At 62.0% G+C, this 25137-nt stretch carries 23 protein-coding genes; 11 read left to right on the top strand and 12 right to left on the bottom strand.

The window, feature by feature from the left end; all coding sequences use genetic code 11:
- The 3 genes from ACFQ6Y_RS02445 to ACFQ6Y_RS02435 all read right to left on the bottom strand — a co-directional run bounded on the left by ACFQ6Y_RS02445 (position 1) and on the right by ACFQ6Y_RS02435 (position 2571).
- Positions 1–633 carry a hypothetical protein gene (locus ACFQ6Y_RS02445; protein WP_378628529.1) on the bottom strand — a complete coding sequence of 211 codons (633 nt, stop codon included), beginning with the start codon at positions 631–633 and terminating at the stop codon, positions 1–3.
- Positions 634–720: 87 nt separating this feature from the next.
- Entirely contained in the window at positions 721–1257 is a 537-nt protein-coding gene (locus ACFQ6Y_RS02440; RefSeq protein WP_378628527.1) for a hypothetical protein, read from the bottom strand.
- Positions 1258–1407: 150 nt separating this feature from the next.
- Positions 1408–2571, bottom strand: a complete 1164-nt coding sequence (locus tag ACFQ6Y_RS02435; RefSeq protein ID WP_378628524.1) for an LLM class flavin-dependent oxidoreductase — start codon at positions 2569–2571, stop codon at positions 1408–1410.
- A gap of 157 nt (positions 2572–2728) precedes the next feature.
- Here ACFQ6Y_RS02435 and ACFQ6Y_RS02430 point away from each other — a divergent pair, with 157 nt between their 5' ends.
- The 3 genes from ACFQ6Y_RS02430 to ACFQ6Y_RS02420 all read left to right on the top strand — a co-directional run bounded on the left by ACFQ6Y_RS02430 (position 2729) and on the right by ACFQ6Y_RS02420 (position 6520).
- Entirely contained in the window at positions 2729–4060 is a 1332-nt protein-coding gene (locus tag ACFQ6Y_RS02430; RefSeq protein WP_378628522.1) for an MFS transporter, read from the top strand.
- Positions 4061–4202: 142 nt separating this feature from the next.
- Positions 4203–4868, top strand: a complete 666-nt coding sequence (locus tag ACFQ6Y_RS02425) for a TetR/AcrR family transcriptional regulator (RefSeq protein WP_378542219.1) — start codon at positions 4203–4205, stop codon at positions 4866–4868.
- Entirely contained in the window at positions 4865–6520 is a 1656-nt protein-coding gene (locus tag ACFQ6Y_RS02420) for an FAD-binding dehydrogenase (protein WP_378628520.1), read from the top strand. The genes ACFQ6Y_RS02425 and ACFQ6Y_RS02420 overlap by 4 nt, the downstream gene beginning before the upstream one ends.
- 8 nt (positions 6521–6528) lie before the next feature.
- On the opposite strand, the gene ACFQ6Y_RS02415 is transcribed toward ACFQ6Y_RS02420, so the two are convergent.
- Positions 6529–6666 carry a hypothetical protein gene (locus ACFQ6Y_RS02415; protein WP_153211511.1) on the bottom strand — a complete coding sequence of 46 codons (138 nt, stop codon included), beginning with the start codon at positions 6664–6666 and terminating at the stop codon, positions 6529–6531.
- A gap of 44 nt (positions 6667–6710) precedes the next feature.
- A complete protein-coding gene (locus ACFQ6Y_RS02410) occupies positions 6711–9077 on the bottom strand; it encodes an arylsulfatase (protein WP_378628517.1) in 2367 nt (788 codons plus the stop codon).
- Positions 9078–9194: 117 nt separating this feature from the next.
- On the opposite strand from ACFQ6Y_RS02410, the gene ACFQ6Y_RS02405 reads away from it, so the two are divergent.
- Positions 9195–10406: a DUF2254 family protein gene (locus ACFQ6Y_RS02405; protein WP_378628515.1), complete on the top strand. Its 1212-nt coding sequence runs from the start codon at positions 9195–9197 to the stop codon at positions 10404–10406.
- A 94-nt stretch (positions 10407–10500) separates the two neighbouring features.
- Positions 10501–12333, top strand: a complete 1833-nt coding sequence (locus tag ACFQ6Y_RS02400) for an APC family permease (RefSeq protein WP_378629779.1) — start codon at positions 10501–10503, stop codon at positions 12331–12333.
- Between the two features lie 8 nt (positions 12334–12341).
- On the opposite strand, the gene ACFQ6Y_RS02395 is transcribed toward ACFQ6Y_RS02400, so the two are convergent.
- Both ACFQ6Y_RS02395 and ACFQ6Y_RS02390 read right to left on the bottom strand, forming a co-directional pair.
- The gene (locus ACFQ6Y_RS02395; protein ID WP_042924901.1) at positions 12342–13415 is read right to left on the bottom strand and encodes a VIT1/CCC1 family protein; all 1074 of its coding nucleotides are present in this window, start codon (positions 13413–13415) and stop codon (positions 12342–12344) included.
- Positions 13416–13439: 24 nt separating this feature from the next.
- The gene (locus tag ACFQ6Y_RS02390; protein ID WP_378628512.1) at positions 13440–14285 is read right to left on the bottom strand and encodes an alpha/beta hydrolase; all 846 of its coding nucleotides are present in this window, start codon (positions 14283–14285) and stop codon (positions 13440–13442) included.
- A gap of 190 nt (positions 14286–14475) precedes the next feature.
- Here ACFQ6Y_RS02390 and ACFQ6Y_RS02385 point away from each other — a divergent pair, with 190 nt between their 5' ends.
- On the top strand, positions 14476–15117 hold the full coding sequence (locus ACFQ6Y_RS02385) for a DUF4232 domain-containing protein (RefSeq protein WP_378628510.1): 642 nt from the start codon (positions 14476–14478) through the stop codon (positions 15115–15117).
- A gap of 1 nt (position 15118) precedes the next feature.
- Here the strand turns inward: ACFQ6Y_RS02385 and ACFQ6Y_RS02380 are convergent, their stop codons facing one another.
- From ACFQ6Y_RS02380 to ACFQ6Y_RS02370, 3 genes are read right to left on the bottom strand one after another with little or no spacing between them, the layout of a single operon-like run.
- Positions 15119–16177, bottom strand: coding sequence for an ABC transporter permease (locus ACFQ6Y_RS02380; RefSeq protein WP_378628508.1), 1059 nt, complete (start codon positions 16175–16177; stop codon positions 15119–15121).
- A complete protein-coding gene (locus tag ACFQ6Y_RS02375) occupies positions 16174–17043 on the bottom strand; it encodes an ABC transporter ATP-binding protein (RefSeq protein WP_378628506.1) in 870 nt (289 codons plus the stop codon). Before ACFQ6Y_RS02375 ends, ACFQ6Y_RS02380 begins: the two co-directional genes overlap by 4 nt.
- On the bottom strand, positions 17040–17456 hold the full coding sequence (locus ACFQ6Y_RS02370) for a GntR family transcriptional regulator (protein ID WP_003939899.1): 417 nt from the start codon (positions 17454–17456) through the stop codon (positions 17040–17042). Before ACFQ6Y_RS02370 ends, ACFQ6Y_RS02375 begins: the two co-directional genes overlap by 4 nt.
- Positions 17457–17764: 308 nt before the next feature.
- Here ACFQ6Y_RS02370 and ACFQ6Y_RS02365 point away from each other — a divergent pair, with 308 nt between their 5' ends.
- The 4 genes from ACFQ6Y_RS02365 to cobU are packed head-to-tail and all read left to right on the top strand — an operon-like array spanning position 17765 to position 21873.
- On the top strand, positions 17765–18724 hold the full coding sequence (locus tag ACFQ6Y_RS02365; protein WP_378628504.1) for an ABC transporter substrate-binding protein: 960 nt from the start codon (positions 17765–17767) through the stop codon (positions 18722–18724).
- A 7-nt stretch (positions 18725–18731) separates the two neighbouring features.
- Positions 18732–19766, top strand: a complete 1035-nt coding sequence (locus tag ACFQ6Y_RS02360; protein WP_378628502.1) for a FecCD family ABC transporter permease — start codon at positions 18732–18734, stop codon at positions 19764–19766.
- On the top strand, positions 19763–20551 hold the full coding sequence (locus ACFQ6Y_RS02355) for an ABC transporter ATP-binding protein (RefSeq protein WP_378628500.1): 789 nt from the start codon (positions 19763–19765) through the stop codon (positions 20549–20551). Before ACFQ6Y_RS02360 ends, ACFQ6Y_RS02355 begins: the two co-directional genes overlap by 4 nt.
- The gene (cobU, locus tag ACFQ6Y_RS02350) at positions 20551–21873 is read left to right on the top strand and encodes a bifunctional adenosylcobinamide kinase/adenosylcobinamide-phosphate guanylyltransferase (RefSeq protein WP_378628498.1); all 1323 of its coding nucleotides are present in this window, start codon (positions 20551–20553) and stop codon (positions 21871–21873) included. The genes ACFQ6Y_RS02355 and cobU overlap by 1 nt, the downstream gene beginning before the upstream one ends.
- 2 nt (positions 21874–21875) lie before the next feature.
- Here the strand turns inward: cobU and ACFQ6Y_RS02345 are convergent, their stop codons facing one another.
- Positions 21876–22661: an IclR family transcriptional regulator gene (locus ACFQ6Y_RS02345; RefSeq protein WP_378628496.1), complete on the bottom strand. Its 786-nt coding sequence runs from the start codon at positions 22659–22661 to the stop codon at positions 21876–21878.
- Positions 22658–24196, bottom strand: coding sequence for an APC family permease (locus tag ACFQ6Y_RS02340; RefSeq protein ID WP_378628493.1), 1539 nt, complete (start codon positions 24194–24196; stop codon positions 22658–22660). Before ACFQ6Y_RS02340 ends, ACFQ6Y_RS02345 begins: the two co-directional genes overlap by 4 nt.
- 348 nt (positions 24197–24544) lie before the next feature.
- Between ACFQ6Y_RS02340 and ACFQ6Y_RS02335 the strand changes: the two genes are divergently transcribed.
- Complete coding sequence (locus tag ACFQ6Y_RS02335; protein ID WP_378531107.1) at positions 24545–25135, top strand: MauE/DoxX family redox-associated membrane protein; 591 nt, start codon at positions 24545–24547, stop codon at positions 25133–25135.
- Positions 25136–25137 lie beyond the last annotated feature (2 nt).

Genomic DNA, 25137 nt, shown 5'->3' with positions numbered 1-25137 from the left:
CTACGACGCGGGACCGACCACCTCGAAGTCCGAGCCACCTTGGTAGTCGAACTGGAAACTGCCGCTACTGCTACCCGAGCTGATTCGATTCCACGCGTCGATCAAGTCCTGGACCGTGTTGTATCCCAGGTCCTCCAAAGAACCTGAGAGACTTCCGGTTCCGGCGCCCTCGAACCAGCCGCCGACCACGACGGCCTGCGGAATGGCAATAGTCGGGTTGGTGGGATCGAGGAGTCGAACGCACGCTCCCGCGACGGCGTAGACCCCAGCGGGCAGATTACCGACCGTCCGGGTGATCGTCTGGCCAGGCGAGACTGCAAACAGATCGAGGATGTTGCTGACGGTCGGATACACCAGCACGCCAGGCTGGAGCAGTTTTGCCGGATCACGAATCACGTCGGGGACATCCCTGGCATTGAGGATCGCCACCGTGCAGTTGATGAAGCTGAACCGCGGATTCGGATTGGTGATGGTGAAGGTGATCGCATTGTCCGCTGCGCTCACCGACACCGGCGGCGGGAGAATCGCCGGTGCTGCCGACGCCGTCGCCGGAGACATCACAACCAGTCCCACGACGGCGGCCGACGCCGCAGCGATGCTTCCGCAAGCTCGTATGAATCCACGACTTCGCATTTCCGAACCTCCAGGCAAGTCGGTCAGATCACCAGATGCCTGAAGAATAGACCGCTCAGTCGGAAATTTGGGGAGACAGACGCTGAGCTACCCGAAAAGTCCTTCGAGGCTGCCACTGCCGAACAGGTCGCTCAGGCTTCCGGTATTGATACCGCTGAACGGTCCACCGATGACAACGAGACTCGGCACACCGGGAACTGGCTTGCCCAACGTCTCGAGATCGAAAAGATCGGAGCAGGCACCGAGCACTGCGTAAGTTCCGTCCGGAACATCGGTCACGGTATTGGTGACCGTCTGCCCCTTGCCCACGGCAAACAGCGAGTTCGGATCGGTGATCTTGGGGTACACGACAAGATTCGGGTCAAGCAGTTTCAGCGGATCGTCAAGCACGGCAGCAGAATCCGCGGCATTGACGACGAATGCCTGGCACAGCGAGGCAATGCCCGAGTTGTTGTTCGTGATCGTCAGTGCCAGATCGTTTCCGGTCACCTTGTACGAGACAACCGGCGGGAGCACCTCGGCCGACGCAGTTGCAGGATTGACCATCGCTACGCCGGCCGCGGTGGCAGCGGCAACCGCCACGGTCCCCACTACGCGACGTACTCCACTCGTGCCCAGCTTCATCGAGGATCCTTTCGTACTGCACCTTGAGTTCGGCAACAGTGCGCAGCCTAGATCGGATCTAGCGCCCGAAATGGTCCAATGGTCCCGCCGGGAGGTCATGCCCGAAAAATCGGGACAAACGTCCCCTTCTCGAAAATGTTGCTGTTCGACTCAATTCCCGCTGGAGACAAAGGGCGTACGCACCGGTCCGCCTGCCGATCCGTGCGGTGCGACCAATCCACGCTTTTCGAGGATCGGACGCACGCCCTCACCGAACTGATACGCCTCTTCGAGATGCGGATAACCCGACAGTACGAAGTGATCCAGGCCGATCGCCGCGTACTCGGCAATCCGATCGGCCACTTCTTGGTGCGAACCGACCAATGCGGTACCCGCTCCCCCTCGGACCAATCCGACGCCGGTCCACAGGTTCGGCGCAATTTCCAGCGACCTCGCTCCGACACCCTCCTTGTAAGCCGAACCGCCGCCGTGCAATTCGAGCATCCGACGCTGACCTTCGGAGCCGGATCGCGCAAGACTCGCCTGAGCCTGCTCGACAGTCGCCGGGTCGAGCGCACTGAGCAGCCGATCCGCTTCTGCCCACGCTTGTTCCGAGGTGTCCCGGCTGATGACGTGCAGACGGATTCCGTAATCGAGGTGGCGTCCTTGAACTTCCGCGAGGTCGCGGATCCAGGCGATCTTGGCTGCGACGGCGGACGGCGTCTCACCCCAGGTGAGGTAGGTGTCCGCGTAACGCGAAGCGACGGTTCCGGCTGCCGGCGAGGATCCGCCGAAGAAGATGGGCGGTACCGGATCCGGAATACGCTGCAGCGTAGCTTTTTCCACGTTGACGTACTCGCCGGAAAAATCAACGGGACCGTTACCGGACCACAGCTGGCGGATCACGTCGAGGAACTCGCCGCAACGTGCGTACCGCTGGTTCTTGTCGAGGAAGTCACCGAACGTGCGCTGCTCGTGGTCCTCTCCACCGGTCACGACGTTGAGCAGCAGGCGACCGCCCGACTGCCACTGGAAGGTCGCGGCCATCTGGGCAGCCAACGTGGGGCTGAGCAATCCCGGGCGCAGAGCAACCAGAAACTTGAGCGTCTCGGTGGTCTCGACCATCATCGCCGTCGTCAGCCATGCGTCTTCGCACCACGCGCCCGTGGGCGTGAGGACTGCTTCGAAGCCGTTCGTCTCTGCGGCTGCACCGATCTGATTGAGGTACTTCAGCGTCGCCGGACGATCACCGGACATCGAGCTACCGTGCCCACCCGCCATCAGATTCCGAGAATCACCATAAGTAGGCAAGAACCAGTGGAAGCGCAGTGACACGGGGATTCCTTTCGTCGACGAACAGGCAGAACTCTTCTGTCATTACATCCACACTCCACCTCGAAGAACAGGGTTGAAATCACCCTGATCTCTATGGGTGCCCACTTTCAGTCCCGGCGATACGTTCGTGAATTTGCACCGATACCCGGGGGCTCCGATGACTACGTTTGCCGAAGTCGAGCACAATTCACCGTTCTCGAACGAGACCGACGATGAGCGACGTTCCAGGCTGAGAACCGTCGTCGCCGCAAGCCTGCTCGGCACGACGGTCGAGTGGTACGACTTCTTCCTCTACGCGACGGCCGCCAGCCTCGTCTTCAACCAACTGTTCTTCCCGAACCAAAGTTCCTTTGTCGGGACCATGCTTTCTTTTGCGACCTTCGCGGTCGGCTTTCTCGTTCGCCCGATCGGCGGAGTGGTGTTCGGTCACATCGGCGATCGCATCGGGCGCAAGAAAACGCTTGCTCTCACGATGTTCATCATGGGTATCGCGACGGCGCTCATGGGTGTTCTTCCAACGGCCGCTCAAATCGGCGTCGTGGCACCGATTCTGCTTCTGCTGCTTCGAATCCTGCAGGGATTTGCACTCGGTGGTGAGTGGGCCGGAGCTGTTCTTCTGGCGGTGGAACACAGTCCGGAGAAGAAGCGCGGCTTGTTCGGCAGCATCCCGCAGATCGGGCTGGCTCTCGGGTTGGCCTTGGGCACAGGAATGTTCGCGCTACTTCAAACGGTCTACGACGACGAACAGTTTCTCCGTTTCGGCTGGCGCATAGCCTTCGTTCTGAGCTTGGTGCTCGTGATCGTTGGGTTGGTGGTCCGATTGAAGGTCGACGAGACGCCGGCATTTCAGGCGGTTCGCGACCTCGAACAACGCTCCTCCGCACCGCTCAAGGAAGTCTTCCACGGAAGGGTTGCACGAAACACCGTACTGGGCATGCTGTCTCGCTGGGGCGAGGGCGCCGCCTTCAACACCTGGGGCGTCTTTGCAATCACCTATGCAACCAAGACTCTGCATTTCGAAAAGGTCCCCGTACTCCTCGTGGTCACTGTCGCAGCAGTTGTCATGGCGATCTTGCTGCCGTTCTCCGGCCTGCTCACTGATCGGTTCGGTCCGCAACGGGTCTACATCGTGGGCATCGCCGCGTACGGACTCGCGATCTTCCCCGCTTTCGCACTGTTCGGGACCGAAAACCTTCTGCTCTTCGGACTCGCGATGATCGTGGTCTTCGGAGTGATTCACGCCTTGTTCTACGGAGCCCAGGGAACGCTCTACGCGAGCCTGTACCCCACCGAAACCCGATACACCGGGTTGTCGGTCGTCTACCAGTTCTCGGGTATCTACGCCTCCGGCGTCACTCCCCTGATCCTTACTGCACTGATCGGCGCCACCGGCGGTTCGCCGTGGCTGGCCTGTGGATATCTGGTGGCCACCTCGGCGATCAGCGTCGTCGCCACTGCGGCGATCAGGAAGCGTGATCTGTACCTGTAGTGGATGACATCTAAATATCTCTATCTCTTGCATATTTGCTAGATATCCATAGAAATACCGGACAAGTAGATACCGATCGAGATACGCCCACGCATCGGATACATCGGTGTATCGTTTGGGTTCCATCCCGACGGAGGCACCGATGACGACTGGAACGGACAACTCGCCGGCCAAGCGTGTCACCAAACGCCGTGGTCAGACCCGGCAGCGCCTCCTGGATGCGGCCGCGGACGTCTTCTCCGCAGCCGGGTTCGGACACGCCACCGTCGAGCAGATCTGCGAACGCGGCGGATACTCCCGGGGCGCGTTCTACTCCAACTTCGACTCACTCGACGAATTGTTCTTCGCGATGTGGGAGCAGCGATCTGCAGCAATGCTCGCCGACCTGAGGGTGGCGACGGAATCGATCACCGCCGGGAACACCGTCGACATCCATGCCGCCGTGGCCCGGATCGTGGCGGTGGTTCCGGTCGACCCGCAGTGGTACCGAATCAACGCCGAGTTCACTGCCCACGCACTCCGCAACCCGGCACTTCGCAAAGCCCTCGCCGATCGCGAAGACGCAATCCTTCGAACGCTGCTTCCCATCGTGGAGGCCGCACTCAGCGATGTCGGGCGAAAAATCGTCGGTGACCCGACGTCGTTGGGACGGGCGCTGGTCGCCGTACACGACGGCACCAGCGTGCAGTGCCTCGTCGATACCGACACCAACGCGGCCTTCGCGTTGCGCCGCGATATCTTCACTCGAATTCTGCTGTCCTACAGCGAAATAATCCAGAACAACCAATCGGAAGAGGAGCTGTCGTGAGCGAACAAGCTGACGTCATCGTTGTCGGGGCAGGGCTGGCGGGACTGGTCGCCACCTACGAACTGACGCGCGCCGGCCGCAAAGTCCTTGTCGTGGAACAGGAGAACGCTGCCAACCTCGGTGCGCAGGCATTCTGGTCTCTCGGCGGACTCTTCCTCGTGAACAGCCCCGAACAACGCCGACTCGGCATCAAGGACTCCCTCGAGTTAGCCATGCAGGACTGGATGGGCACTGCCGCATTCGACCGCGACCGCGAAGATCACTGGCCGCGTCAGTGGGCCAAGGCATACGTCGAGTTCGCAGCCGGAGACAAGCGTCAGTACCTGCACGATCTGGGCCTTCGCCTGATGCCCAACGTCGGCTGGGCCGAACGCGGACGCGGAATGGCTCTCGGACACGGCAATTCGGTTCCGCGCTTCCACCTCACCTGGGGAACGGGACCAGGTGTCGTCGACGTTTTTCTGACCAAGGTCATCGCCGCGCAGAAACGCGGGCTGGTCACGTTCAAGCACCGCCACCAGGTGGATCAGTTGGTGGTCACCGACGGCGCGGTCACCGGTGTGCGAGGAACCGTCCTCGAACCTTCCAGTGATCTGCGCGGTGTGAAGAGCTCACGCACCCCCGTCGGCGAGTTCGAGTTCGCCGCACAGGCCGTCGTGGTGACCTCCGGCGGTATCGGCGGCAACTACGAACTGGTGAAGAAGAATTGGCCGGAGCGACTCGGCACGGCTCCGAAGCACATGCTGACGGGAGTACCGGCGCACGTCGATGGGCGGATGCTCGAAATCACCGAATCCGCGGGCGGAAACATCGTCAACCGCGACCGCATGTGGCACTACACCGAAGGCATCCAGAACTGGAATTCGATCTGGCCGAACCACGGAATCCGCATCATCCCCGGACCGTCCTCGATGTGGTTCGACGCCACCGGCAAGCGTCTGCCGGCCCCCAACTTCCCGGGCTTCGACACGATGGGGACCTTCAAGTACATCCTGGACAGCGGTCACGAGTACACGTGGTTCATCCTCGACCAGAAGATCATCGAGAAGGAGTTCGCACTCTCGGGATCGGAACAGAACCCTGACTTCACCAATCGCGACTTCAAGCTCCTCCTCGAACGAATCAAGAAGGGCGCGCCGGGACCGGTCGAAGCATTCAAGCAGAAGGGCGCCGACTTCGTTGTGCGTAACAACCTTCGCGATCTGGTCGACGGCATGAACGCCCTCACCGACGAACCGCTCCTGGACTACGAGGACATCGAGCGCGAGATGATCGCCCGTGACCGCGAAGTCGACAACAAGTACAGCAAAGACTTCCAAGTCACCGCGATCCACGGTGCACGTAATTTGTTGGCAGACAAAATCGTGCGCGTCGTTGCGCCGCACAAGATCCTGGATCCCAAGAACGGACCACTGATCGCGGTCCGGTTGCATCTGCTCACACGCAAGACACTCGGCGGCTTGGAGACCAACCTGGATTCGCAGGTCATCAAGGCCGACGGCAGTGTCTTCGACGGCCTGTACGCAGCCGGTGAGGTCGCGGGCTTCGGCGGCGGCGGAGTCCACGGTTACAGCGCACTCGAAGGGACCTTCCTCGGTGGCTGCATCTTCTCGGGACGCGCAGCCGGACGAGCATTGGCGCGCGACCTGTAGCCCCGAAATCAGGCGAGCGAATGCGTGACCAGAATGTGGTGGGCACGCATTCGCCGCGCCTCGTGCACGGATTGATGGTGGTGATGGTGCGTCGGTCCGCGCGCGTGGCGAACCAGATCGTGGACAGTTCGGATGACGGTCGGCATTGCGACCCTCCCTCAGGAGATGGCGACTGCTGTTGTCGGTGAAATCACTGTCTGGACACCGCCACTCGTGCCACCTCCTCCGGATCGATCAGGTGGGTATGGTCGTCGTCACCGACATCGATCTGCACGACGTCGATACGGCCGTTGAATGTGGTTGCGCCACTGTAATCAACACTGACAGGCATGCCGTAGTCGTCACCGATGTCGGTAGTCTCGTCGGCGGAGAAGACCATCGGTTGTGTCTGCTCGACGCGACCCGAGCCCACTTCGCGACCGTCGTGATAGATCGTGACACCGCCACCTCTCGCGAGACCACCTCCGTCGTAGGCGAACTCAGCCCTGATCTGGTGTGATCCTGCCGGAATGTCAATGTCGGAGCCGATGACGAACTCGGTCATGCCCAGTAAGTTGTAGACGAATTTGGCGCGACCTTCCCGCGCGTAGAGTGCCCAGCCCCCGAACCTGCCTCCCTGCGCGATCATCACACCGTTTGCTGTGATGCCATCCGCGACATCGACAGCTGCTGTCACACTGAACGATCGGTTCTTGATGCTCAGCACGCTGTGCTCGCTCAGTCGCTTCATTCCGGGAAACAGAACCTGTCTGTTCCCGGTCACCAACTGCGGGCGCCCCGCGATGTGAGGGTTGAACCTCTCGAATCTGCGGTCGTCGATGGGGAGCACGTTGTACTTGACCGCTTCGATCAACCACAAGCGTTGCAGTGCAGCGAGTTTCTCCGGCAACTCGGCCGCCAAATCCTTGGACTGCGTCCAATCCCGCGACCCGTCGTAGAGCTCCCACACGTCGTCGTCGAGAGCGGGGAGTGCCTCCGCGAACAGCCACGGAGTGCTGTGTCTGGTGACCGCACTCCAACCCTTGTAATAGATACCGCGATTGCCGGCCATCTCGAAGTACTGCAGATCGTGACGTTCGGCGGCTTCGGCGTCGTCGAAGGTGTAGACCATGCTGGTCCCCTCGATCGGTGATTGCTGGACGCCGTTGACGAAGGTCGGTTCCGGCAGTTTCGCGACCTCGAGGATCGTCGGTGCGACGTCGATGACGTGGGTGAATTGCGACCGCGTCTCACCCTTGGTCCGAATCCCTGCCGGCCAGTGCACGATCGTTCCGTTGCGAGTGCCACCCCAATGCGACGCAACCTGTTTCGTCCACTGATACGGCGTACACATTGCCCACGCCCACCCCACGGAATAGTGGTTGTACGCGTCCTTGGTACCAAACTTGTCTTTCACTTCAGCCATGAACTCGGGCGTCTCGATGGCGGCGAGTCCATTGAAGTTGGCCATCTCGTTGAAGGCTCCGTTGATCGTCCCCTCTGCGGACGCTCCGTTGTCTCCGATGATGTAGTACACGAGGGTGTTGTCGAGAGCTCCGAGTTCTTCGATCGCATCGACAAGTCGGCCGACATGGAAATCGGTGTGTTCGAGAAATCCTGCATAGACTTCCATTTGGCGTTCGAGGACGGGCTTCATCGCCTCACTCATGTCCTCCCACGCCGGAATGGCGTCGGGACGCGGGGTGAGGACCGCATCCGCGGGAACGACTCCCCGCTGCTTCTGCTGCTCGAGAATCGATTCGCGTTGAGCGTCCCAACCTCCTGCGAACCGGCCCTCGTACTTGTCGGCCCACTCCTTCGGAACATGGTGCGGCGCATGGGTAGCGCCGGGAGCAAAGTAGACGAAGAACGGCTTGTCCGGAGCCAAGGACTTCTGCATGCGAACCCAGTCGATCGCGTGATCGGCAAGGTCTTCGGTGAGGTGGTAACCCTCCTCCGGTGTCTTGTCCGGCTCGACAGGCGCGACGCCCTCATACAGCGCCGGGTAATACTGGTTGTTCTCCCCGCCGATGAATCCGTAGAAGTGCTCGAATCCGCCTTCTCCCGTCGGCCACGACGTGAACGGTCCCACCGGGGATGTCTGCCACGGCGGCACCTCGTGGCACTTGCCGAACTGCGCCGTCGAGTATCCGTTGAGTTTCAACGTCATCGGCAGTGCGGCTTTGGTATTCGGGCGCAGACCGGAAAGGCCAGGAGCTGAGGTCGCGGTTTCGGTGACCGACCCCATGCCGACCGAATGGTGGTTGCGCCCACTCAGCAGTGCGGCGCGGGTCGGTGCGCACAGCGCAGTCGTGTGAAACCGCGTGTACGTGAGCCCGTTACTTTGCAATCGCTCAGCGGTCGGTGTGTCCGCTGGTCCGCCGAAGGCACTGCTCGCGCCATATCCCACGTCGTCCAACAGGACCACCAGAACATTGGGTGCACCGGCCGGCGGCAGTAGCGGAGTGATCGGCGGAAACTCCGTGTCCGGATCCTTCGCGTCGTACGTCACCAGACCAAGATGTTGTCGATCCGGAATCGGTAGTACAGCGCGGCTCTGGCCTGTCGGATCCGTCATGACGTCTCGCCTTCTGTCTCTCACATGGCTCCTTCAAGCGTTTCAGGATCACGACGACGTCGACATCATCCGTTTCGGGTGAAGGCGCACCATCGCCGCAGCGTGGAGGCTTGAAGTGTGGACCAGCCCGGACGTTTCGCTCCCACCCCGATCGGGCATGCCTTCCTCGTCCCCCGGCGCCGTGTGCGTGCGGGCCTGACCCAGATCCTGTGCGTCGTCGTAGGACTGGCGGCCGGACTGGCAATGCCGTATATCCGGAGCGGCCCGACGATTCCAGCCCGTCAGGTCAGCGAAATGCTCGTTGCCCTCGGACTGGGGTTATTGGGTGTAGTGGCAGTGATCTTCTCGCTGCTGTTCCTCGTCGTCCAATGGGCCGCGACCACCTTCACCCCTCGCTTGTTATTGTTCCGCGACGACCCCATCGTGTGGCGGACGTTTGCCTTCGCGATAGGCCAGTCGGTTTTCGACATCACGGCAGCGCTCGCCATCAGCAGCGAAACGGATGTGTCCGTGGTCGTGCCAAGTCTCGCAGTGCTGGCGCTCTTGGCCACGCTGACGCTGATCCGGCTGCTCCAGTTGCGTGCCTTCTCGGCCATCCAGTTGGCTCCGGTACTGGCCTCCATCTCGAGCCGTGGACGAGCAGTCTTCGCCGCCGTGTACCCCGACACCGATCGGGAGTTGCCGCCTCTACCAACATTTCCGGTGATCACGACGATCGAGTGGCCTCGGCCGCCGGCTGTTCTGCAGCAGATCCTCGTCGAAGATCTGCTGCAGAGCGCTCGGACTTGCCGATCCGTGGTGGTCCTCCGAGTGTCTCCGGGTACCACGCTGCGCGACGGATTGCCGCTCGCCGATGTCTACGGCGAAACCATGCCCGCCGACGCGATCCTCGACGGCTTGGTCAGCGGAAGTGAGCGAATCTTCACCCAGGACCCCGTACTTGCGATTCGGTTGTTGGCTGACATCGCACTCAGAGCGCTCTCACCCGCGATCAACGATCCTGCGACGGCCGTCCAGGCTCTGGACGAGATCGAGGACCTCCTCTCGCGGGTGGCCGCCGTACGCACAGATTCGATCCGGGCCCTTGACGAGCGTGGTGATCTGCGCGTGGTGGTTCCGCTGCCCGGTTTCACTTCCTTCGTCAGAACCGGGCTGGATGACGTCATAGCCTCTGCATCGAACTCGCCGCTCGTTCTGGGCCGACTTCGCGACCTACTTTCGCACGTCGCCGCTCAATCGGAGTCTCGGAACCGCGATATTCTCGCCACGCGCGCCCGCTGGATTGATCATCTGTCACAAGGCTTCCCGCGACTCGAACCCCCGTTGTGAACCCGTACAGATTGGCGGGCCGTCGCGTCAAGGCATCGTCAAGATCAGTCTCAGAGCTACGGGAAATGACGATACTGACTCGGTGAGACATGCAGTGATACTCGGACACCGTGGAGTCATATCGTCGACCACCCGCGCCGGCGGCGAACCTGAGAAGCAAAAGCTCTCCGTCGCAACCGGACTGACGGGTCTGTCGCTCGACGCGATGGCCTCGGTGTCGTACGGTCCAGAGGCCATCGTATTGGTGTTGGCCCTCGCCGGCGGCGCGGGGATCGGCTTCACCGTGCCGGTGACGGTCGCCATCGCTGTGCTGCTTGTGGTCCTGGTGGCGTCGTATCGCCAGGTGATCGCCGCATTTCCCGAAGGCGGTGGCGCATACGCCGTCGCAAAGAAGCATCTGAGTCCTCGCGCAAGCCTGACTGCCGCCGCATCGTTGATCGTCGACTACACCCTCAACGTCGCGGTATCGATCGCAGCCGGTGTCGCGGCTCTGACCTCCGCCTTCCCTGCGCTTCTTCCCTATACGGTCTGGATCGCACTGGCGATACTCGGCGGCATCACGGCACTGAATCTGCGGGGCATCGCAGATTCCGCGCGGGTATTCATGTTGCCCACCGTGGTTTTTATCGTCAGCATCTTCACGGTGATCGGTGCCGGACTACTTCGGGAAAACGCTGCCGCCGCCACGGCTCCCTTCCTCGCCGACAACGCACACACGATCGGCATTCTCCTTCTGCTCAAGGCATTTTCGAGTGGTTGCGCCGCATTGACCGGTGTCGAAGCCATCGCCAATGCGGTCCCCAGTTTCAAGAAGCCTCGCGTGCGTAGCGCTCAGCGTGCCGAAGTAGCTCTGGGAATCCTGTTGGGCACCATGTTGATCGGCCTTGCCGTGTTGATCGAGAAGTTCTCACTGGCCCCAGTCCCTGGAACAACAGTACTGTCGCAGCTCACTGCTGCTGCCCTCGGAAATGGCGTGGGCTACTATGTCGTCCAATTCGCCACAGTGATTCTGCTGGCGTTGGCCGCCAACACCTCGTACGGCGGACTCCCCAACCTGATGCGAATCCTCGCCGACGACAACGTGCTCCCACACCGCTTCAGCCGAAAGTCGACGCGCGACGTCTTCACGTACGGCGTCTTGTCTCTCGGTGGCGTCGGCGCTCTGCTACTTGTCGGATCGGGCGGAAACATGAACACCTTGGTACCGCTGTTCGCCATTGGTGTGTTCATCGGATTCACGCTCGCGCAGTTCGGCATGGTGCGCCACTGGCTCACTGAACGGACACCGGGCTGGGAATGGCGATTGGCGCTCAACGGTTTCGGCGCTTTGTTGACCTCGATCGCAGCAGTGGTGACCACCGCCATGAAGTTCACCGAGGGAGCCTGGCTGATCGCTCTCGCCCTCCCTGCGCTCGTCCTCGGCATGGAACGCATCCGCGGGGCATACACACACATCGGTGCCCGACTGACCGTTCAGAGTGAGAACGCTTCTCTGTCCATCGGATACAAACCAGCGGTGCTCGTCCCCGTGTCCGAAATTACGTCACTCTCCACCCGCGCGATGGCCGCGGCAACAGCGATGTCGTCACAGCCCATCGCAATTCGAGTCTGCCTGGCCCACGAATCGACGACGGACTTCACACGCCGATGGCAAGCCCGACACCCGAATTCGCGTTTGATTGTCATCGAGGACACCGAGAATTCCGTGGGGAACACCCTCGCCCGATACATCCGCACACACTTCCCCCACCGGGAAACCTTTGTCGTAGTCGCCACCATCGACCCGGCGACCAGATGGCACCGGTTCCTCCCGCGCCAACGGACCGACGAGATCGCTCACGCACTACGCAAACACACCGAGGCCGTGGTGTGCCAAATTCCGGTCCGGATCGATCCGGCTCACCGCGATCCCGCCCTACGCGCGTAAGCAGACGCTCAGAGCGAAGTCCCGAACAACATGCCGAGCAGATACGTCGCGCCGGCAGCGCCGTAGCCGATCGCAAGTTGGCGTAGGGCCCGCTTGAACGGAGGTCCGCCCGACAGCAACCCGACCACAACGCCGGTGGTCAGCAACGCGATCCCCACGAGTACGGACGCGACGATCAGGGCCGTCATGCCTTCCAGGCCGAACAGATACGGCAACACCGGAATAATTGCGCCCGAGGCGAAGAAGCAGAAACTTGCCGCCGCTGCGCCCAACCCGGTGCCGACGGCTTCATGGTCGTCGACAACGTCAGCGGCGCCGAAGGTGCTGTTCGCGAGGACCTCGGCGGCGCGCTGGTCCGCTTCCTCGGCCGACATGCCGCGGGCCCGGTAGACCAGGGCCAATTCGTTCGCGTCGACGTCGAGCAGTCCGACAGCTTCGCTGGCGGCGGGACCAGGATTGGACGCTTCCAACAACTCTCGCTGAGAGCGGACTGAAACGTACTCGCCGGCGCCCATCGACAGGGCACCGGCCAGAAGCCCGGCCATGCCGGTGATCAGAACGATCTGGTTGGAGACGCCGCTACCGCTGATGCCGAGTACGAGAGCGAGATTGCTGACGAGGCCGTCGTTGGCTCCGAAAACGGCGGCACGAAATGTCCCCGAAAGTCTGTTGCGGCCCCGGGTGGCCAAGGCCCGCACCACTTCTTCGTGGATCTTCTCGTCCGCGCCCATCGATGCGGTCGCGTCGGCGTCGTTCGGATAGGGGGATCGTGTCTCGGCGCGCTGCGCAAGAGCGAGCACGAACACGGAGCCGAAGCGCCTGGCCAGAAAGCCCAGTATCCGAGTGCGGATATCACCGCGCAGTGGTTTGCCGACGTGATCGCCGAGAAGCGCTCGCCAGTGCGCCTCGTGTCGACCCTCCGCGTCGGCCAGTGCGAGAAGGATTTCGCGCTCCTCGCCGCTGCGCCTACCCGCGAGGTCGCGGTAGACGGCGGCCTCGGCTTGCTCGTCGGCGAGGTATCGCCTCCAGCGCTTGACATCTCGCGGGTCTGGATCGGGTCGTGCGGCCGGAACTGTGGACATCGTGTTCCCCTTCCGGTGAGGCGGTCACGCTTCGAGTACGCGGTCCATCCACGTCGTCAGATCATTGATGACGTCGTCGCGGTTGGTCTCATTGAAGATCTCGTGCCTGGCGCCCGGATAGGTGTAATAGGTGACGTCTTCGATCCCCGCCGAGTTGTACCGTTCGACTGCGACGTCGGTACGGCTCAGCGCGGCGTTGAGAGGATCCGAGGTGCCGACGAAGACCAGGATCGGAAGGTCTTGTCGCACCCCCTCGACGTCGACGAACCTCGGCCCCGCTGCGATAAGTCCGCCCATGCCGGCGTCGTCCAGGCTGAAACCACACAGTGGATCGTTGATGTACAAATCCACCTGCACTTCGTCACGGCTGAGCCAGTCGTGCGGAGTACGGGCCGGTTCGAATTCGGCGTTGAACTGGGCGAGGACGTCCGGGCCGTCGTTGACGAGGCTCTCGATGAGTTGATCCACCGCGGTGGTCCCCGACAGTGCGACGGCGTCGATCAGGTGCGAATGATCGAGGATGTACTGCTGCGAAGCGAACGAACCGAGGCTGTGGCTGAGCAGTACGACGGGCAGACCGGGGTGTTTGTCGCGGAGGATGCCCGTGAGGGTCACCATGTCTGCCACCAAGCGGTTCCAGCCGTCGTCGCCGATGTTGCCTGGGCCGGCGTGCATGCTCTCACCGTGGCCACGGTGGTCCGCCGCGTAGACGTGGAAACCGCGAGCATTCAGGGCTTCGGCAACGTGTGCGTAGCGTTTTGCGTGCTCACCCATACCGTGCGCGAGTTGAACAACCCCGCGAGGTTCCTGCTCGGTGGGCCATTCGTGGACATGAATGACCACTCCGTCGTCGCTGGTGAAGGTGAACATGCGCTACTCCCGGTGGTCGCGATCCGGACAGGTCATTTCTCATGCTAGATCCGCAGCGGCAATCCATCCGGGAAGTAGGTCCTGATCACCGGCGAGCCTGATTCGTTTCTGCACATCCGGCTTCAAACTCGGATATACCGGACACGGATATTCGGAAACAGTTGTCGACCAGCCTGAGGAGTACAGAGCGATGAATTCGAACCGCATGCGCAACGTCGGCATGTTGGCGGCTCCACTTGCTGCTCTCGCCCTTCTCAGCGGTTGCGGCTCGGATGAAACGGGAACGGCCGAGAGTTCACCGGCACCCGCCTCAACGACGACCGCCTCTGCGCCGACGACCCAGACCGGTGCTGCCGCACCTTCGACGACCCATACCGATCACCCCCAAACCACAACCTCGACGGCACCCAATCCCGAGGGTTGCGCGATCGGGGAACTGAACGTCACCCTCGGCCAACCGAGCGGCGCCGCTGGTTCGGTGGAGCTTCCGGTGGTCTTCACCAACACGGGCGGCCGCACGTGCACGCTCGACGGTTTCCCCGGCGTCTCGTATGTCACGGGAGCGTCCGGAAGCGAAGTGGGTGCTGCCGCCGGCCGCTCCGGATCCGGATCACTCGTCTCCCTTGCCCCTGGCTCTGCCGCAACGTCTTTGGTGCGAGCTACGAACGTCGAGAACTATCCGGCAGATCAGTGCGGCGTGACCGACGTTGCGGGACTGAGGGTTTACCCACCCAACAGCTACGACTCGGTCTTCCTCGCCTACCCCACCAAGGGTTGCTCGATGACCGGCGCAAACATCAACCAGCTGACGGTCGCGCCGGTCGCCCGCTGAGTCACGGCTTGAGGCGTCGTAGACCCCAAACCGCCGGCAGGAGGAACAGGCCTGAAAGGATCAGGACGAGTGCAGCTTCCGTGAATTGGAATCGTCTGACCTGGTCGACCGAGTGGTACCAGGTTTCGTAGTGGTCCACTCCCTGGGCGAGCACACACGCACGATACTCGGCTTCGAGTTGGGCCAAGAATGCCTTCTGGCGAACGTAGAAATCCACGTCACTTTCGTCGGATCGCTGATCGTATTCACTTCCGGCTGTATCTGTAGTGCACGCCTGATAGTCGATCTCGACCGGCTTCCCGTTGGCGTCGGTGTATCCACTCCGTATTACCCACGCCATCGAGGAATCCATGACGTACGTTGCGTAGAAAGTGTCGTGGTCGATACCTTGTGTCAGCACAGTCGGCTCGGCATAGTGCGGCCGTGCCAGGTTCTGAAATCCCACCATCAAACCTGCGACAGCGACCAAGGTGACGGCCACCGCGGCGATGGGTGATCGCACCAGCAGTGATACCGCAGCTCCGGCGACCAATGCCATGAAAGTGTATGCACCCAAGACAATTCCGCTGGAATTGAACAGAGGGAAGAGCATCGAACTCATTCCGTACGACTGAACGGGTCCGACGTTGACCACATAGCTCCAACTCTCGAATCCAACTCGCGCGGCCTCGAGAACGAAGCCGAGGATTGCGGTCGCAACAGTGAGCGGAAGAAAGACAACAAGAACTCGCATCCAGAACCACCGCGCTCGACTGACCGACTGCGTCAGACCGAGAACATGCGTTTGCTGGTCGATGTCACGGGAGAAGACGGTCGCACCCACCAGCGCCCCGAGTAGTACCGGCAGGGCAGCGGCGATCGTGTTCACACCGGTAACGGCGGTATCCGCCCAACAGTCCCATCCGACCCCGACACAGCCGAAGTACGTTCCTCGGCCCTCTGCCCCCAAGCTACTTCGAGTTCCGATTCCGCCGACTATCGCTGCTATAGCCAAAGCTGCGATGAATCCCAATGACACGATGAGCGACGTCCGGTGATGCCGCCACGTAACCCAGATCATGCCGCCACCATCGTTTCTGCGCTCAGATGCCCGAGCACCACGTCGTCGAGAGTTGCGTCGTCGATCACCCAGCCGGCCCGAGGGCTCGGACGGATTCCCTCCACCACATGAGAATTCGACCGCATCCCCTTGTCGGTATGAATGACCGCACCGGCGCCGACCACGTCCGAAGGATCGCCGTCGCCGATCAATACGTAATGGGCAGCGATCAATTCATCCAACGGACCGGACAATCTCGCGTTTCCACCGCCCAGTAGAAGTAGTCGATCCGAGACATCCGCCAGTTCAGAGACGATGTGTGAAGACAACAGAACCGTGGTGCCGTACTCGGCAACGTCTTCGAGCAGGGTGGTCGCGACGGACCGCCGTGCCACGGGATCAAGATCTGCCAGAGGCTCGTCGAGGAGGAGCAACTGCGGTCTGCGCCCGAGTGCCAAAGCCAGTGCAACCCTGGTTCGTTGACCTGGCGACAGGGCTTTCGCCTTCACATCGAGAGAAATTCCAGCGCGCTCCACCAAATCCAGGGCGTACTTCGCATCCCACTTGTCGTTGGTATATGCACCGAATCGAAGGAGTTCTGCAACAGTGAATTTGGGGTACAGCGGCTTGTGCTGAGCGAGGTAGGACAGGCCTGGGCAGATGCCGTCCTGATCCGGCGTGCTGCCCAGTACCGAGATCGAACCGTGATCAGGCATCGTCAACCCGACAGCCAAGGACATCAGCGTGGACTTACCGGCGCCGTTCACCCCGACCAGGGCAGTGATACTTCCTGTTGCGACCTCGAAAGTGCAGGCGTCGAGCACCTTCTTCTTGCCGAAGCGCTTGTCTACGTCCTGCATCGTGAGCGCCGATTCTTGCTCAGTCATGATGTCTCCCCCTGCTTTCCGGACGGATCCGTTTCGATGAACGTCTTCTCGAGTTCCAAACTCACCAGTGCTTCGATGTCCGTGCGCTCGAGTCCAGCGGCCACGGCATCTGCCACCCAGCGGGCCAACTCGCGCCGTAGCGCAGAGCTTTCCGCCATACCGGGCTTGGCCAGGGACTTGACGACGAACGTGCCCAATCCAGGCCGCGGAGCAACAAGTCCGTCGCGCTCGAGTTCCTTGTAGGCCTTCAGGACTGTGTTCGGGTTGATCGCGAGCGCTCCCACGACGTCCTTGGCTGTGGGCAGTCGATCCCCGACTTGGAGATCACCGAGCCTGAGCGCCTGCTTCACCTGAAGGACCAATTGCACGTATGTGGGAATGCCGGATCGGCGGTCGATACGGAAGTCGATCATCCGAGCCCTTTCACTAGTTCATTAGTGGAATAGATATTTACCCTGCCTTGACCTCCCGGGTCAAGCCCGACGACCCCTGTAAAGTGCAGATGCCCCGGTTCACCGGGGTGCCACGCTGCTCGTGTGAAGTTCGGTGAAACCCCGGCACTGTCGACGCAACTGTGAATTCGCCCGTCACTACTCGAGGCGAACGAGTCAGGTCACCGGCCTCGTGGCGACACGATGGTTCTCGGACGAAGGACCGCTCGTGGCGCTTCCCCTCGCGGCCGCGCTGCTCGCGACCCTCGTCCACTAGCGGAGGGGTGGCTGTGAGTAGTCGGCCGACACGTAGATTCAGATCCGTACTTGCAGCGCTGACGGTGAGTACCGCACTGCTTGCCGGTGCCTGCAGTAACTCGACATCCGACGCACCCACAACGACAGCCGCCTCGGACGGTTCGTTCCCGGTGACTGTTGTTTCCGGTCCCACGGATTCCGGCACGGACATCACCATCGAGTCACGTCCGCAGTCGATCGTGTCACTCAGTCCCAGCGCCACCGAGACCCTGTGGGCCGTCGGCGCGGGCGATCAGGTGAAGGCCGTCGACAATCAGTCCGACTACCCAGCCGGCATCCCGGTCACCGATCTCTCGGGCTTTCAGCCGAACGTCGAAGCCATCCTCGGTTACGCACCTGATCTGGTGATCGCGTCAGACGACATGAACGATCTTGTCTCCGGACTGCAGAAGGCGAAGGTGCCGACGCTCCTGCTACCGGCAGCGACGAGCATCGACGACGTCTACGCCCAGATCGAGCGCGTCGCGAAGGCCACCGGCCACGAGGACAAGGGCACCGAAGTTGTCGACACCATGCGCTCGGACATCGACGCCGCTGTCGCCAGTGTTCCTGCGCGCCAACAGCCGCTGACGTACTTCCACGAACTCGACTCCTCGCTCTACACCGTCACGAGTTCGAGCTTCGTCGGGCAGATCTACTCGCTGTTCGGCATGAAGAGCATCGCCGACGCCGCCGGGCAGGGTGACTATCCGCAGTTGTCCGCCGAATTCGTGGTACAGGCCAATCCCGATCTCATCTTTCTCGCAGACTCCCAATGCTGCGGAGTGACAGCAGAATCCGTCGCCGCTCGACCCGGGTGGAGCGGCATGAAAGCTGTCACCGGTAACCAGATTCATGTGCTCGACGAGGACCTCTCCAGCCGGTGGGGACCCCGAGTCGCCGATCAGGTGAAGGCTGTCGCGGCCATCGTTGCCCAAGTTCCCACGGCCTGAGCACTCGATGATCAAAGCCGGTATCTCCCAACGACGGACCGTCGTTCTGCTCGGCGCCGCGCTGATTCTGTGCGCTGCCTTGCTGATCGGTGTTCTGGTGGGGCCGGCCGGTTTGACGCCTGATCGGACCATTCTCGAACTTCTGGACGGATTACCCGGCATCAATCTCGATTCCGGTCTCACCGCGACACAGCAGGCGATTCTTTGGCAGATCCGGCTTCCGCGAGTAGTCCTGGGCGCGTTGGTCGGAGCAATGCTGGCCGTGGCCGGCGCCGCCTACCAGGGCGTGTTCCGAAATCCCTTGGCGGATCCGTATCTCCTCGGCGTTTCCAGCGGAGCCGGACTGGGCGCAACCCTCGCCATCGTTTCGGGCGGAGCACTGGGCATGTTCGGAATTCCCATGGCCGCCTTCGTCGGTGGTGTGCTGGCAGTGTTCGCCACCTATACGCTCGGCCGAAGCATTGGCGGGCCGCAGAACGCGGTAGTCATCATCCTCGCCGGTGTCGCTGTCGCAGCGTTCACGAATGCAGCGCAGACTTTTGTTCAGCAGCGGTTCGACGATTCACTGCGCGAGGTCTACTCCTGGCTACTCGGCGGACTGTCCACCGACGGTTGGTCGGAAGTTCTCGTTGTCCTGCCGTACGTCGCGCTGGCATCAGCCGTCATCCTGGTACACCGGCGCGTACTCGACGTGATGGCCGTCGGTGACGTCGAAGCCGCCAGCCTCGGCGTCGATCCCGCCAGATCACGCCTGGTGCTGGTGCTCGCCGCAACACTGGGAACAGCCGCAGTAGTGAGCGCAAGTGGGCTCATCGGCTTTGTCGGAATCGTTGTTCCCCATGCGGTTCGACTGGTCGTCGGCCCGTCGCATCGGCTGCTGCTCCCTCTGTCACTCATGCTGGGTGCGGCGTTTCTCGTCCTCACCGACGTCGCAGCCCGCACGGTCATGGCACCGGCCGAACTCCCCATCGGGGTTGTGACCGCGATGATCGGCGCTCCGTTCTTCCTTCTGGTTCTGCGCCGCAGTCGAGTTTCGGCATGACCGACAGCGCAGTCCGGTGCCGCGGCCTCCGAGTCAACCTCGGCGGCAAGGATGTCGTCGACGGCATCGATCTCGATGTGACACCCGGCGATTGGGTTGCCGTGGTCGGGCCGAACGGCGCAGGCAAAACGACCTTGATGCACGCCCTCGCCGGATTGATTCCGTCCACCGGTGAACTCTCGGTCGGGGGACTCAGCCCACGCAATTCCAGCCGCAAGGCCACGTCAGCCGTAGTCGCGCTGATGCCGCAACGCCCGGTGGTACCCGAGGGCGCGACGGTTGCCGAACTGGTTGCGCTCGGCCGCACTCCCTATCTACGACGCTTCGGAACCGAAACCGCCACAGACCGTTCGGTGATCTCTTCGGTGATCGAAAGACTCGACCTCACCGAGTTCGCAGATCGACGAGCCACCGAACTTTCCGGCGGCGAATTGCAGCGCGTGGTCCTCGCTCGGGCATTGGCTCAAGAACCTCAGGTACTGCTCCTGGACGAACCCACCAGCGCCCTCGACATCGGTCACCAGCAGCAGGTTCTCGACTTGGTGGAGGAACTGCGTGAAGCCGACAACATCACGGTCATCGCCGCGATGCACGACCTCACTCTCGCGGGTCAGTACGGTCGGCGAATCGTGCTGCTGGACAAAGGCAGCGTCGTCGCCGACGGCACTCCCTCAGCGGTGCTGCAAGCAGACCTCCTCGGCCGTGTGTACGGCGCTCGGGTCGAAATCCTGGACCGGCCCAGTGGTCCCATAGTTGTTCCGATTCGGCAGGAAGGCACCCGTTGATGGAACTGGTGATGCTCGGCACCGGTGCTGCCGACGGTTGGCCGAACCCATTCTGTACCTGCCCTTCCTGCCTGGCGGCAATGTCGAATGGCACCATTCGCGGACACACTGCTGCCTTGATGGACAACCGCATCCTGTTGGACTGTGGACCCGAAGTACCGCGTGCTGCGTCGCGATTCGGTCGCACGCTGGCGCACGTCGAACACATTCTGCTGACACACTCTCACCCCGATCACCTCGGCCCGATGGCGTTGCTGTTCCGGTCCTGGGCCTCTCGCACCGAACCACTACAGGTTCTCGGACCACCCGACGCGCTCGATCTCTGCCGAGACTGGGTGGGTCCAGGCGATCCGGTGACCTTCATGCCGCTCGAGGCCGGTCAGTCGATCATGTTGGGCACCTATCGTGTTCGCGCGCTCGAGGCCGCGCACGAAGTACCCACCCTTCTCTACGACATCACCGACGCATCCGGAACCCGAATCTTCTGGGCCACCGACACCGGGCCTCTGCCCGAATTCACTGTCGACGCACTCGCCGACGCCCGTTTCGACGCAGTCTTTCTCGAAGAGACCTTCGGCTACAAAACTGACCACGGCACCGGGCACCATGATCTGCCGAGTTTCGCGGAGACGGTGACCCGACTACGCAATTGCACCGCGATCACCGATCGAACCGATGTGGTCGCCGTACACCTCGGGCACCACAACCCAGTCGAAAACGAACTCGCGGAAGCACTTCGCTTCTCCGGGGCGCGAGCGGTTGCGGATGGAGCTGTGCTCGCGATCGGGGTAGGACAGAGCCATCGAACTCTGGTCACCGGTGGCGCCCGCTCGGGCAAGTCCACCTACGCAGAGGGCTTGCTTACCGGCTACCGGCACGTCACGTACATCGCCACCGGGGATCCGCAGGACGACGATCCCGACTGGATCGAACGAATTGCGTCGCATCGCGCGCGGAGGCCGTCGACGTGGACGACGGTAGAGACCTCCGAAGTGACCGAGATTCTCGCAACCGCAACAACACCGGTCCTGCTCGATTGCCTCGGCACGTGGTTGACCGCATGTCTGGATCGACATCGGGCGTGGGCGACAGAAGATCTCAGCGCCGTCCACGCAGATATCGACCGGTTGGCCGACGCCTGGACCGCTTGTCCGGTTCCGATTGTCGCCGTCACGAACGAAGTGGGAAGCGGCGTCGTCCCGGACACGAAGTCCGGGAGACTGTTCCGCGATCTACTCGGTCTGGTGAACAGCCGCATCGCCAGTGAATCGGAGTCCGTGGTCCTGATGACCGCCGGACTCCCCCTGAGCCTGCGCGTGTGACGTCAGAGCAATCCGGTGAGTTGGCGTGCACAATCGAATAGAAAGCCGACCAACTCTCGATCGCCTTCAGTCACTCGTCCGCTCGCTCCCTGGACGCACAACCCGCCAGCCACCTGGTCCGCGTGATCCCGAACGGGCACCGCCAGTGCGGATCGACCCAGGCGACACTCCTGGTTCTCGAACGCAAATCCTTGCCGGCGAACAGACCTCAGCTGTTCAGACAAAACATCGAAGTCACCGATCGTGAACTCCGTGACCCGGCGCAGTTCCAAGCCCGGCAGCAACCGCTCGTCATTCGCCAACAGCACTTTCCCCAGCGCATTCGCGTGAAGGTTCTTCGGCAGTGCGGCAATTCCGATGATCTCGTGGTCGGGATCCTTGTCGACAAAACGCAAGCGCCCACCGGTAAACGAGGCTACGTGCAGTCCGAACCTCGTGTGTGTCCGCATGTCTTCGACGCGCTCGTGCAGGGTCGGCGCCGGACCGCTCGCCGACGCTGCATGTGAGAGCTCAGCAGTTCGACGCCCCAACGCGAACCCTGACAGGTCCGGCACCCGCACGAGAAAGCCCTCCGCCACCAGCAGATTCAGCATCCGGTACGCCGTGGCCGATGGAACGCCTGCAAAAGTGGCGATCTCCTTCGCAGTCGTTCCCGGTCCCAGATGAGCCACCGCCTCGAGCATCCCCAGCGCCTTCTGGACCGCACGCGGTTGTTGTCCACTGAAGTGGGTCTCTTCGCCGATCCTTTTGCCTGATCGCGGACCAGCGGTTGCACGGTCCGCGGTCACCACCCATGCTCCGGCGAGTTACCTTCAGCGGTATCGCGATCCGGGACAAGTCGTCTTCGCCCGTCACCGTCGATCAGCAGTGTGCCGGCACCGGGCAACAGGTCTGCCGTTTCGACGCTGTCGAAGGCGCCCACCATCAGAAGGCTTTCAGGTCTGGCTCTACGGAGCAAGGCGCTCCACACGGTCCCCGACGCAGCGACAGCAAGAGCAGCGATCGGCAGGGCCCACATCCCGTGTACCGCACCGTCGAGCACGATGTAGACCAGTAGACCAGCGCCGGTAGCGCTCACGGACACGGTGCATATCCGGGTCAGTGACGTGTGTTCGCCGATTCGGCGCAAGAACTTCCACGAAGCAAAGGCCACCAGGGTGTAAGCGCAGACCAACGCTGTCTCGACTACCCCGTCGAAGGATCCGGAATCGTCGCGAACCGTATCGGAGTAGACGAAGACTCCCACCGCGCTTGCCGCGACGAACGCAAGTACCGCGACGTACGGGGTACGAAATCGTCGGTGCACAAGGGCAAGCGGCGACGGCAGTACCCGTTCGATCCCCATCGAGTACAGCAACCGCGAGCCCGCCTGCGCACAACCGAGAGTGGATGCGAACCAGGAACACGTCATTCCGATCTTGACTGCCAGAACCACTTCCGCGCTGGCTCCGGATGCCGTTCCTTCGAAGTACGCTCCGACGATCGTTGCGCCGTGACCGGTCATCGCCGCCCAGGCCGCAAAAACGAAGAGAACCCCGCAGATGATCGGCGAAATGAGGACCGTGCGCGTGACGCTGATGAGTGGTCGTTTTGCTTCCGGACCGAAGAAGGCCGAACTCTCGAAGCCCGCCATGCTCAGTACGGTCAGCATGGCGAGAAACGGCACAGCGCTCAGCGACGGATTCGGCAGGGCAACAGCGGTTGTCGCGCTGGTGTGCGTCGCCAGCATGACCACGACTATCAGAATCAGAGAGCAAGCCTCGACAACGAGGATCGCTCGGGTGGCGAACCGAACGCCTCGCACTGCAATCCACGCGACGGCAAGGGCAATCGCCACCGTCGTGATGACCGTCGCGGCAGTCCCTCGCACGTCGAGTCCGATAAGGGCGACGGTATCCAGCAGACTCGGAACCGCCTGGGAGAAAACCGATACCGAGATTCCGAGGTAGCCGAGTACCAGTGCGGCGCCCGCCGTCAGTGTCGCCTGGATACCGGAGCCCTGGAAGACGAAGCTGTACAACGATCCTGCTGCGGCCAGTCTCCGCGTGAACTGAGTGATGCAGAAGGCAACGAGAAACACCGCCGAAGTGGTCGCAGCAATCGCAGCCAACCCGACGTAGCCGGGACTGTAAGTGATCATCCACAGGGCGATGAACACCATTCCCGTTGCCGGCGCGATCGTGGAGAGTGATTGCCCCAACAGGTCGATCGGGGTCAGACGTCCTCGCCCGAGACCACGGAGCGGGGAGAACACGGGCTCACTGTGTTGATCCGCATTCTGCGCTCGCGCGATCGCTGCACGCAGTGCCGCACTCACGGCCATGTGTCACCGTCCGTCGCGTCCAGGCCCGAACCTACGAGCGAATTGTCAGAATTCGGTCAAGTTAGTCCGCTTATGTTTCGGCGCAGTTTCCACGATGGCGCGCACAGAACTTTCAAGTGAGAATCCGACTTTGTTTGCCACCCAGCATCGTGCGGGATCAATAGTGGCCCGTGGTGTCCCAAGCCTACGAGCGGCGCTTCCACCTGCTAGTTCTCCACTTCTCACACGAGAACTGCTCTCTCAGTTGCACCTCGTCCAGGCGTATCGCGGTCGACGCGGGTTCGCAGCACTGCCCGTACAGGATGTGTCCCACACACCACCGGCCCTGCCGAACAGAACGGAGGAAGCATGGACTTCGTCAGCGCCACCACTGCGGCGACCATCGGATTTGTACTACTGCTCGCCGGCATTCCCAAGCTGAACGACCACGACGGGGTACTCAGTTCCGTGCGCGGATACAAAGTGCTGCCGGCGCGACTCGAAGTTCCGATCGCTCGCGCCCTTCCCGTCGCCGAGTCCGTCGTGGGTGCCCTGCTGGTTCTCGGCGTTGTCCATCGACTCGCAGCCGTGGCCGCTGCTGTGATGTTCGCATCGTTCTTCACGGGGCTCACGATCAATCTCCTACGCGGTCGACGCGATCTGGACTGCGGTTGTTTTGCATTCGGAGTCGGCAAGATTCCGCATATCGGGTGGTTCCACGCCGTTCGCGCCGGGACACTCGCGGTGATATCCGTGGCCGTGTCGGTCGCCCCCAATCAGGCCGAGATCGGCGTCCAGATCGTGGCGGCAACCATCGGATTTCTCCTCGTTCTGGCTGGAGTTGCTCTCGCACAAATTCGTTCGGTCGTCCATCTAGGGCGACGCCCGGTCGACGACTACCTGTCGAGTGCCTCCATCCGACTCCGCACTGCCGAAACCGCATCCCGGTACGGCTCGTGAAC

It is taken from the genome of Rhodococcus sp. NPDC056516 (assembly GCF_042794655.1).
Classification (GTDB): domain Bacteria; phylum Actinomycetota; class Actinomycetes; order Mycobacteriales; family Mycobacteriaceae; genus Rhodococcus_F.
Note: the sequence above shows the minus strand (reverse complement) of the source record. Positions and strands in the feature narration are given on the sequence as shown.